At 65.8% G+C, this 3,249-nt stretch carries 5 protein-coding genes and 1 pseudogene; 3 read left to right on the top strand and 3 right to left on the bottom strand.

All coding sequences use genetic code 11. The features are described 5' to 3' along the window. Nucleotides 1-182: 182 nt before the first annotated feature. Nucleotides 183-371: pseudogene (locus WAQ08_RS17615) on the top strand (helix-turn-helix domain-containing protein); the annotation flags it as partial. Nucleotides 372-385: 14 nt separating this feature from the next. On the opposite strand, the gene WAQ08_RS17610 reads toward WAQ08_RS17615, so the two are convergent. Continuing rightward, nucleotides 386-595, bottom strand: a complete 210-nt coding sequence (locus WAQ08_RS17610) for an oxidoreductase-like domain-containing protein (RefSeq protein WP_422193374.1) — start codon at nucleotides 593-595, stop codon at nucleotides 386-388. A 110-nt stretch (nucleotides 596-705) separates the two neighbouring features. On the opposite strand from WAQ08_RS17610, the gene WAQ08_RS17605 reads away from it, so the two are divergent. Both WAQ08_RS17605 and WAQ08_RS17600 read left to right on the top strand, forming a co-directional pair. Further along, complete coding sequence (locus WAQ08_RS17605) at nucleotides 706-1,608, top strand: hypothetical protein (protein WP_422193373.1); 903 nt, start codon at nucleotides 706-708, stop codon at nucleotides 1,606-1,608. After that, complete coding sequence (locus WAQ08_RS17600; RefSeq protein WP_422193371.1) at nucleotides 1,605-2,372, top strand: hypothetical protein; 768 nt, start codon at nucleotides 1,605-1,607, stop codon at nucleotides 2,370-2,372. Before WAQ08_RS17605 ends, WAQ08_RS17600 begins: the two co-directional genes overlap by 4 nt. Here WAQ08_RS17600 and WAQ08_RS17595 read toward each other — a convergent pair. Beyond that, the gene (locus tag WAQ08_RS17595) at nucleotides 2,356-2,631 is read right to left on the bottom strand and encodes a hypothetical protein (protein ID WP_422193369.1); all 276 of its coding nucleotides are present in this window, start codon (nucleotides 2,629-2,631) and stop codon (nucleotides 2,356-2,358) included. The two genes, WAQ08_RS17600 and WAQ08_RS17595, sit on opposite strands and share 17 nt — an antisense overlap. A gap of 32 nt (nucleotides 2,632-2,663) precedes the next feature. Beyond that, a complete protein-coding gene (locus WAQ08_RS17590; RefSeq protein WP_422193368.1) occupies nucleotides 2,664-3,140 on the bottom strand; it encodes a hypothetical protein in 477 nt (158 codons plus the stop codon). Nucleotides 3,141-3,249: the final 109 nt, after the last annotated feature.

Here is a 3,249-nt window from a genome sequence, read left to right as displayed (position 1 = left end):
CCCGGGCTGACGGACATATGCCTTGTCACTGGGTCGTTCGCGCACGGGTATCAATGGCTCTACGCGCTGCCAGAAATCATCTGTGACCACCCAGGAATCCACACGCTTTTTTGTCGCCACGGCTTCGCCCTTGGCCGCGTCTGCTGCGGCTCAGGGCGATAGTTTACTATTTGCGGATAAATTCTAAGTACGTGGTCAAGATCAAGATGTTCCAGGCGCGGCGCTGGATCGCCGATGACGGCATGCGCATCGCCGTGGCCGCTGATCGGCTGGGTTATGACTCCGAGACCTCGTTCAGCCGGGCCTTCAAGCGCATCATCGGGCATCCGCCCAGCGCGTCGCGCGTGGGGCAGGTGGCCGTGATGGCGTGAGTGCTGAGCCGGCCTCAGTCTTCCAGAATCAGCAGCGCTTCATCGCGCCAGTAGTTGGCCGCTGCATAGAACCCTTCCCATACACAGCCATTGCAGCCCCGGCCACAGCAGGTGGTGGGCTCCGGCGGCGGTGGCCTCAGGGTGAGGCCCTGGCTTGCCGCGCGTTCTTGCAGCGCCTGGAAAGCCGCGCGGGCTTGTTCCAGGTCAGTGAGCAGGCCGGTCATGGGGGATCTTGGGCAGCAGTGTTGGCAAGGGGCGTCGCCACGGGCGCCCCCCGGGGAAGGGGATGCCATGATATAGATCCCTGCGGTTTCCGGCTTAGAGTGTCTGCACGATGCCTGTCCTGCCCCCGTCCAGACCTGTCACTTGGCGCACCCTCATCCTCACGGCGGTGCTGCTGCTGCTGTTGATGACCGGCCTGGCCGCTGCCGCCGGCTGGTGGGCCTGGAACCACCTGGTAGCCCAGGTGGCGCTCAAGGAGCAAAAAGCCCTGATCAAGATGCCGGAGCAACTGGCCGTGCGTGCGGCCGTGAGCAACCGTGTGCAGGTGACGATCGATGAACGCCTGCCCGTGCGTGTGCCCATCTCGCAGGCGCTCAGCATCCCCATCACCGAGCCCATCCCCATCAAGGTGGCGGTGGACACCACCGTGCCCATCGACCTGGAGGTGCCCGTCAAGCATGTGCTCAAGGTGGACCAGGCCATCGACCTGGATGCCAAGGTGCAGACCCGCGTGCTGGGCTTCAATGTGACCTTGCCTATCAAGGGGCGGGTGCCCTTGCGCGCCGATGTGCCGGTGGATCTGGTGATCCCGGTGCGCAAGCAGATCCCGGTGTCGCTGAACATGCCGGCCGTGGTGCGCCTGCCCGAGCCGCTGCGCGCCCAGGTGGACACGGTGTTCGAGACCACCATCCCCATCAAGCAGGCCCTGAGTCTGCCGGTCACGGCGCCGGTGGATGCCACCTTGACCTTCCCTGGCCAGGTGGTGGAGGCCGGCCTGCAACTGGTGCGGCTGGATCTGCCCTTTGATGCGATCCGCGTGCTGCCTCGCGAGGCGCCGCGTTGGTGGCCACAAGGCTGGCCCGTGGCCGGCTCTGTCGCGCGCGGCGTGGTGGGCGTTGGGGGGGGCGAGGCGCAGTTGCCTGCCAGTGCGTCTGGCCTGGTGCCGGCGGCGTCGACACCGTCGTCTTCCCAGTCACCCGTGGGTGGTGAGGGTCTGAAGCTGCGCGGCCAATGAGCAACGCTCCTTCAGCCTTGTCCGCAGCACCGACGCCCCGAGGCTGGCACCGGCCGGTCACGCGCCGAGCGCTGCTGCTGGTGAGCCTGCTGACCGCGCTGCTGTGGCTGGCGCTGGTGGTGGTGGGTTTCCTCCATGTGCGGCGCGAGTGGGTGACGGTGCTGGAGATGCGTCAGCAGCCGGTGCAACTGTGCCTGCCATCCGGCATGGCCGCAAGCGCCGAGGTGGCTGAGCCGGTGTTCACTCGCCTGGAATCCACTCAGCACCTGAAGCTGCGTTTGAATCAGGAGATGCGCGTGCAGGTGCAGAACAATCTCAAGGCGCACGCCGTGGTCGACACGGTGGTGCCGGTGCACACGGTGGTGAACTTCGAGGGCGACATCCCCGTGGACACCACGGTCAACGCCGAGGTGCCTGTGGTGTCGTGGTGGCCCAGCTTCACAGTGACCATCCCGGTGAAGGTGGTGGTACCCGTCAAGGTGTCCGTGCCCGTGTCGGCTCAGGTGCCGCTCGCGCTGGCGCTGGATGTGGCGGGTGAGTTGTCAGGCCCATTGCGCGTGCCCGTCAAGACGGTGATCGACACGCAGGTGGCCCTGCGCGCCAATGTGCGTGCGCAAGTCAGCAGCCGCACGGATTTTTCACTGCTGGCGCCGGTCGAGCCCTTTGCGGTGGATATCCGCCATGCGCGGCTGCAGTTGCCGATGGCGGATTTCGGGTGGACGCTGGTTCCGGATGGCTCCGCGCAGGTCACGGCACGGCCGTGAGCCGCACGATGGTGTCCTGGGCATTCGGAGCCCGCATCCGTGCCACGAAGGAGCCTGCATCGTTGATCGCGTGCACGGCGATGAGCACTGCGCCGCTCGGCAGCGCCGCGCCTTTTGACCGTACCAGGTCGGTGAGGTCTTGCAGCACGCCCTCGCGCCAGATGAAGGCTCGCCCCATGCCCCAGTGGCATTCCTGCGATCCGCTCGGCCCGACACAGCCCATGATCACGCCGCGGCTGTTGATCACGGGATCGGCCATGAAGCGCGTATCGCCAGCGGGTAGCAGTGGTGTCAGCACACCGTTGTGCCAGCGCGCCAGTGAGGACGTGACGTCAGGCGATGTCGTCGATAAGCGTGGATAGCTCTTGACCACCACCTGCCGCTGATCGTTCCGGGGCGCTGGTCGATCACTTGCAGTTGCCCGTCCAGCCACACGGCAGCGCGCGACTGGCCTTGGTTATCGACATCGGCATAGCCGGCGACATCGCCCCGGTTGTTGATGCTGCCGATGGTGCCAATGCGCCCATACCCACCCGTGGGCAGGCTCACGGTGCCGCCAGCCTGTGTCCAGGTGCCGGCATCCCACAGGACCATGCCGGCTTCATTGGGCTTGGCGCCCGTCCAGTTGGGCTGGCCGCTGCCGGTGGGCAGCGTGGTCTCTCGGCCAGTGGCCAGGTCGACCAGGATGCCTTGCGCGGCGAGCTTGCCGCAGCGGGATGAATAGTGCGAGATGCCTCCTCGCTCGCTGATCTTGAGTCGGCCTTGCAAAACCGCCACAACCTCGATGGATACAGGTGGGATCGGGCAATTGGGGCTGGTCAGAACTCTCGGTTTTGTGTGCAATGACGCTCAGTTTCTGGGAGTTTTGAGGACCTGA

Source organism: Aquabacterium sp., from assembly GCF_049274795.1.
Taxonomy (GTDB): domain Bacteria; phylum Pseudomonadota; class Gammaproteobacteria; order Burkholderiales; family Burkholderiaceae_C; genus Aquabacterium.
Note: the sequence above shows the minus strand (reverse complement) of the source record. Positions and strands in the feature narration are given on the sequence as shown.

Excerpts from the sequence above, each read along its gene's own strand:
- WAQ08_RS17605 (WP_422193373.1), top strand. The coding sequence starts at position 706 with ATGCCTGTCCTGCCCCCGTCCAGACCTGTCACTTGGCGCACCCTCATC.
- WAQ08_RS17610 (WP_422193374.1), bottom strand. The coding sequence starts at position 595 with ATGACCGGCCTGCTCACTGACCTGGAACAAGCCCGCGCGGCTTTCCAG.
- WAQ08_RS17600 (WP_422193371.1), top strand. The coding sequence starts at position 1,605 with ATGAGCAACGCTCCTTCAGCCTTGTCCGCAGCACCGACGCCCCGAGGC.
- WAQ08_RS17595 (WP_422193369.1), bottom strand. The coding sequence starts at position 2,631 with ATGGCCGATCCCGTGATCAACAGCCGCGGCGTGATCATGGGCTGTGTC.